The sequence below is a fragment of the Actinoplanes sp. NPDC048791 genome (assembly GCF_040650095.1).
In the GTDB taxonomy this organism is placed as follows: Bacteria; Actinomycetota; Actinomycetes; order Mycobacteriales; family Micromonosporaceae; genus Actinoplanes.
Window position 1 is genome coordinate 1 of record NZ_JBEZGQ010000573.1, and the last position, 5,473, is coordinate 5,473.

The 5,473-nt window shown below is 72.0% G+C and carries 7 protein-coding genes; 4 read left to right on the forward strand and 3 right to left on the reverse strand.

The genetic code is table 11. The features are described 5' to 3' along the window. Together AB0C29_RS31350 and AB0C29_RS31355 are read left to right on the forward strand one after the other, a co-directional pair. The coding region (locus AB0C29_RS31350) for a vanadium-dependent haloperoxidase (protein WP_360827729.1) at positions 1-891 on the forward strand (891 nt) is incomplete at its 5' end. Between the two features lie 26 nt (positions 892-917). Then, complete coding sequence (locus AB0C29_RS31355) at positions 918-1,247, forward strand: nucleoside triphosphate pyrophosphohydrolase family protein (protein ID WP_360827732.1); 330 nt, start codon at positions 918-920, stop codon at positions 1,245-1,247. 4 nt (positions 1,248-1,251) lie between these two features. Here AB0C29_RS31355 and AB0C29_RS31360 read toward each other — a convergent pair whose 3' ends face one another. The 3 genes from AB0C29_RS31360 to AB0C29_RS31370 all read right to left on the reverse strand — a co-directional run bounded on the left by AB0C29_RS31360 (position 1,252) and on the right by AB0C29_RS31370 (position 4,116). Continuing rightward, a complete protein-coding gene (locus AB0C29_RS31360) occupies positions 1,252-2,823 on the reverse strand; it encodes a serine/threonine-protein kinase (protein ID WP_360827735.1) in 1,572 nt (523 codons plus the stop codon). A 138-nt stretch (positions 2,824-2,961) separates the two neighbouring features. Then, positions 2,962-3,537 carry a YdeI/OmpD-associated family protein gene (locus AB0C29_RS31365; protein WP_360827738.1) on the reverse strand — a complete coding sequence of 192 codons (576 nt, stop codon included), beginning with the start codon at positions 3,535-3,537 and terminating at the stop codon, positions 2,962-2,964. A gap of 81 nt (positions 3,538-3,618) precedes the next feature. Continuing rightward, entirely contained in the window at positions 3,619-4,116 is a 498-nt protein-coding gene (locus AB0C29_RS31370) for a hypothetical protein (protein WP_360827741.1), read from the reverse strand. A gap of 342 nt (positions 4,117-4,458) precedes the next feature. Here AB0C29_RS31370 and AB0C29_RS31375 point away from each other — a divergent pair, with 342 nt between their 5' ends. Continuing rightward, positions 4,459-4,827, forward strand: a complete 369-nt coding sequence (locus AB0C29_RS31375) for an STAS domain-containing protein (protein WP_360827744.1) — start codon at positions 4,459-4,461, stop codon at positions 4,825-4,827. Positions 4,828-4,902: 75 nt separating this feature from the next. Then, a partial coding sequence (locus AB0C29_RS31380; protein WP_360827747.1) for a serine/threonine-protein kinase occupies positions 4,903-5,473 on the forward strand: 571 nt, incomplete at its 3' end.

The window sequence follows — 5,473 nt, forward strand, 5'->3', positions numbered from 1 at the left end:
CACCGCCGGGCGGCGGGTGCCCGGTGGGGCGACGAGGTCGGCCGGGCAGTCGTGCAGGCGCGGGCCGACGACGGCTCGTCACCGGTACGCACCCAGCCGGCGGGGACGGGACCGGGGGTGTTCCGGGCGGAGTGGTCCGGGGTGCAGTACCGCGACGTGCGCCCGTTCGCCGTCCGTGACCCGGCCGCGTACGTGCCCGGCCCGCCGCCGGCCCTGGACAGCGTCGAGTACGCGGCGGCGTTCGCCGAGGTCGCAGTGCTGGGGGACGCCGCTGTGCCGGCACCGGAGCTGCTGGCGACGTATCAGTTCTGGTCGGTCCCGGCGGGCTCCGACCAGCCGCCGGGCGAGTGGCTGCGGATCGCGCTGACTGTGGGCGGCGATCTGTCGCTGGCCCGGGGGACGCGGATGACGGCGCTGGTGAGCATGGCGCTGGCGGACTCCACGGTGACGACCGTGCGGACAAAGGAGACGTACCGGCACTGGCGGCCGACGACCGCGATCCGCGAGGCCGACACCGACGGCAACCCGCTGACCACGGCGAACCCGACGTGGTCGGCGCGGGCGGGTTCGGTGGGAGGCAGCCCGGAGTGGACGTCGGGGCACAGCTCGTACAGCAACGCGGGGGCTACGGTGCTGGCCGGGTTCTTCTGCTCGGACAACGTGCGCTTCACGCACGTGAGCGACACGGCGCCGGGTGGGCAGGCCCGCAGCTATCCGAGCTTCTCGGCGGCTGCGACGGAGGCGGGGCGGTCGCGGGTGTTCGGCGGCCAGCATTTTGCGTTCAGCGACCGGGCCGGCCAGGGGATCGGCCGAGGCGTCGGGGATGAGGTGCTGGCCACCCGGCTGCTGCGGGTCCATGGGAGCACCCACGTCGGCTCTTGTCCGCGCTGATCGCCGCGCGGCCATAATGACCGACCATGGACCTGGACGACTACCAGCGCGGTGCCCTCCGCACCGCCGCTCCCCGTGACAAGAAGAACGAGCTGCTCCACCTGGTCCTCGGCCTGGTCGGCGAATCCGGGGAGATCGCCGAGAAGTTCAAGAAGTGGGTCCGCGACCTCGACAGCGACGAGTCCCGGATCGACCGCGACGACATCACCAAGGAACTCGGGGACGTGCTCTGGTACGTGGCGGTGCTGGCCGACTACCTCGACCTCTCACTGGACGACATTGCGCAGGCCAACCTGGCCAAACTGGCCAGCCGGCAACACCGTGGCGTGCTGAGCGGCAGCGGCGACGAGCGCTGACCCGTCAGTTGTTGCCGGTGCCCGTGCCGCCGCCGTCCTCGCCGCCGCCGCCACCTTCCGGCGGTGGCGGCTCGGTCGTGGGCGCCGCCGGGGTCGTGGTGGCCGGCTCGGTCTGGGGCGGCGTGGTCGTCTTGTCCGGGGTCGGGGACGAGGACGTGGAGGCCGACGTCGACACCGACTTGCTGGGGGACGGCTTCTGGGTGGGCCGCTGGGTGTTGGCCGGCGGGTTCACCGGGCGGGGAGCATCGGTCGTCTCGGTCGGCTCCACCGGCGCTTCGGTCTCGTCGTCGGCTGTGGCCGACTCGGTCGGCACGATGGTGTTCGGCTTCTGGTCCGCGTCGGCGTTGCCGTCCTGCAGGGCGATCGCCAGGGCCAGGCCGCCGGCCAGGATGAACAGGCCGATCACGGTGAGCAGGACGGCGAGCTCGTTCCTCGTCCGGCCGCGCTTGCGGGGCGGGGCCTGCACCGGGGGTGCGGCTTCGAGCAAATTGCGCTGGCCCGGCATGGTGCGGCGGGGCGCGGCCGGGCTCATCGGCCTGGTCAGCGAGGTGCCGCTCATCGACGTGCCGGTCTGTCCCAGGCCGGTGCCGGTCAGTCCCGCACCGCCCGGTCCCGCACCGGCCAGTCCTGCGCCGGTCAGGCCGGCGCCGCCCAGAGCCGTGCCGGTGGTCGACGGGCCGTGCATCGTCGGGCGGCGCAGGGCCGTGCCCGTCATCGAGGTGCCGGTCTGCGAGCGCCAGTCGAGGGTGCCGGCGGCGGCCAGCGCGGCCGCGGCGAACTCGGCGGCGTCGGCGAAGCGGTCGTCCGGGTGCTTGGCCATCGCGCGGCTGATCAGCTCGCGGACGGCCGGCGGCACGGTGGTCTCGGGCAGCGGCTCCGGGTCGTCCTCCAGGTGGCGCAGCGCCACCTGCAGAGCGTTGTCGCCGTCGAACGGCGGGTGGCCGGCCAGGCAGTGGTAGGCGACCGCGCCGAGCGCGTACACGTCGGTGGCCGGGGTGACGTTGCCCTTGGCGACCTGCTCGGGTGCCATGTACAGCGCGGTGCCGACGATCGCGTTGAGGCCGGTCACGCTGGTCACGGCGGCGGAGCGGGCCACGCCGAAGTCGACCAGGATCACCGTGCCGTTGGGCTTGACGATCAGGTTGCCCGGCTTGACGTCGCGGTGCACGGTGCCGTTCTCGTGGGCGGCGTGCAGGGCCTCGGCCGCCTGCGCCACGATCGACATCGTCTCGGCGACGCCCAGGCGGCCCTGCTCCTTGAGCCGGGCCGAGAGCGGCTCGCCGTCGACGTACGCCATCACGAGGTACGCGCAGTTGTCCTCGTCGTTGGCGTCACCGGCGCTGTAGTCGTACACCTCGACGACGCCGGGGTGCCGGAAGGCAGCCATCATCCGCGCCTCGCCGTAGAAGCGGGCGGCGAACTCCGGGTCGGACAGCATGGCGCTGCGCAGCACTTTGACGGCGATCGTGCGGCCGAGCACCACGTCGGTGCCACGCCACACGTCACCCATGCCACCCGTGGCGATGCGCTCGTCCAACCGGTAGCGGTTGTCCAGGAGACTTCCCGAACTGAGCACCAGCGGACCTATCTACTCGGGTGTCGCCACGGACGGATGACGCGGAACGGGGGCCCGGCTGCGAGCCGGGGCCAACTGTACAGATTCACGTCACCTCCAGGCGAGGTCGGTCGGTCGCCGGCCGGGCGTGGTGCCGGCTCATCGGCGGGTCAGCGGCGGCACCGTCCGGCCCGCCGCGGAGTCGGTGATCAGCTGGTCGAGGCGCCGCTGCCGGGTTTCCGGCCGTTTGGCGCCGACCACCCAGTGCACGGCGGCCCGGCGGTAGGACGCGGGCTGCGCCGAGAACCATTTCCATGCCGCCTCCTCGCCCTCGAACCGGGCAGTCTGCTCAGCGTCGAGCACCGCGTCGGCGGGCTGCTCGTACGAATACGCCGCCACCCGTTCGGGCTTGCGGGATTCGAAGGCGTGCAGCCCAGCCGGGTGCATCCGCCCCGCCGCGGTCAGCTCGGCGATCTTGGCCACGTTGATCGCGCTCCACACGCTGCCCTTGCGCCGCGGGGTGAACCGGACCTGGTAGCGCTCGTCGTCGATGCGGCGCCCGATGCTGTCGATCCAGCCGAAGCACAGCGCCTGCTCGATCGCCTCGGTGTGCTGCACCGTGGGCCGGCCGGTGTGCTTCTTGTAGTAGCCCACCAGCAGCTCGGGCGCGTCGGAGTGATGCTCCAGGAACCAGGCACGCAGCTCGGCGGCGTCGGCGAAGAACACGGGCTCCATGGCCAAGAGCCTAGGCGCGGGGTCCGACAGAAAACAGCGACCGCCGGGCGGCAAAGGGCTCCGTCCGGCGGCCGCCGCCGGTCAGTTGTCGTAGGTCGGTGTGACCACTACCACCGCGTCGGGCTCGGACTCGGCCAGTTCCAGCTGCTCGTTCTCCGCCTGGCGCTCCAGCGCGGCCCGGGCGGTGGTCGCGGCGGCCCAGCCCAGCGCGACGCCGAGCAGGCCGGCGCCGATGAGCAGGCCCCAGGGCAGGCCCGGCTTGCGACCGGCCAGCGCGTTCGCGGCCAGGTTGGCGCGCTCGTACGCCTCGTCGCTCACCACGGCGAGCTTGGCGGCGGCCTTGTCGGCCAGCTTGCTGCTCTTCTTGCCGGCCTGGCCGGCGAGCTTGCTGCTCTGCTTGCCGGCCTTGTCGGCGAGCTTGGTGGCGGTGGCCGCGGCGACTGCCGCCTTGGCGCTGGCCAGGTCGGCGGTGTGCTTGCCGGCGTCCTTGGCGCTCTCGCCGGCGCCCGCCATCGCGGACGACAAGTAGTCCCAGGCCTGCGCGGCTGTGCGCTCGGCAGTGTTCTTACGAGAGAGCATCTCCTCGGTACCTCCTGCGATCGCCGGTGCCGGCGGGTGGGTCGTCGACTTGTCGAACGTGCCCATGCGCCACGAAAAGCAAACGTACCGGTGAACGGGCCACGTCAGTCGGATGTGGACAGCGTCACGTCGGATAAAACGGTGGACATCGCTGGGTACGCTTGCGTCGGTTCACACGGGGCACACAGGTGTCTGCCAGGTTCACGCACTACGGTTCGAGCAGTTTCACCGAACCCGACGGGGGTAGTCATCGCCGCCCCCGACGACAGCGGCATCAGGTACGGCCGCCGTCGTGCAGAGGAGAAGACGCTCGGGGCATCCCGGGCGGGTGGAGGTAGTGGCGTGACGCTGTCGATAACGACGTCGACACTCCCCGCAGGGGTGGTGGAGATCTCCCCAGCGGGTGAGATCGACGTCGAGAACGCGTACGAGATCAAGGACGCCGTGGCGGGTCAGCTCGCCGCAGGGCGTCCCGAGCGCATCGAGCTCGACATGCACGGCGTGACCTTCATCGATTCCGTGGGCATCAGTGCCCTGGTCGCGGCGTTCCAACTGGCCAGCGTCAGCGGCGTCAAGCTGATCGTCACGCGTCCCAGCCGGTTCGCGCACCGTCAGCTCTGGGTCACCGGCCTGCTCGGCCTCTTCGGCGCACCCCAGCCGTGCGCGGATTGTGACGAGCCTTCTCATCAGCCCCTCGTGTCCGGCGCCTGACCGCGAGTGATCATGGAAGTTAAGCCTTCCTGAGGCGGCTTGTCCGGGTCTCGGCGGTAGGGGATAGTGCCCTGCGTGGCGAAACTTCCGATGGGCACCGCCATCCTCCGGCGATATGTGCTGATCGGCGCCATCGGCCAGGGGGGTGTCTCGACCGTCTACTCGGCCGTCGACGCCCGCCAGGGGCGCAAGCTGGCGGTGAAAGTGCTGGCCCCGAGCCTGGCCGACGACGTGCAGGCCCGCGAGGACGTACGGCGCGAGGCCCTGATCACCGACCGGCTGCGGCACCCGAGCGTGCCCCGGGTCTTCGAGTACGGCGAGGCGCCGCTGCCCGACGGCAGTGTGGTGCCGTACGTGGTGCTGGAGTTGCTGGCCGGGGTGCCGCTCACCGAGCGGCTGGCCCGGGGGCGGCTGGACTGGCCGGAGGCTGTGCGGATCGCCGCTACGGCCGCTGACGTGCTGGCCGTGGCGCACCGGCGGGGCGTGGTGCACCGGGACCTGACCGCCCGCAACATCATGGTCAGCCCGGCCGGCATCAAGATCATCGACTTCGGCCTGGCCACGGCCGCGCTGCGCACCGGCGACTCCGGCGCCCACCCGGTCGTGATCCGCCGCAGCGCCTCCCGCGAGGCCCCCACCCGCGCGG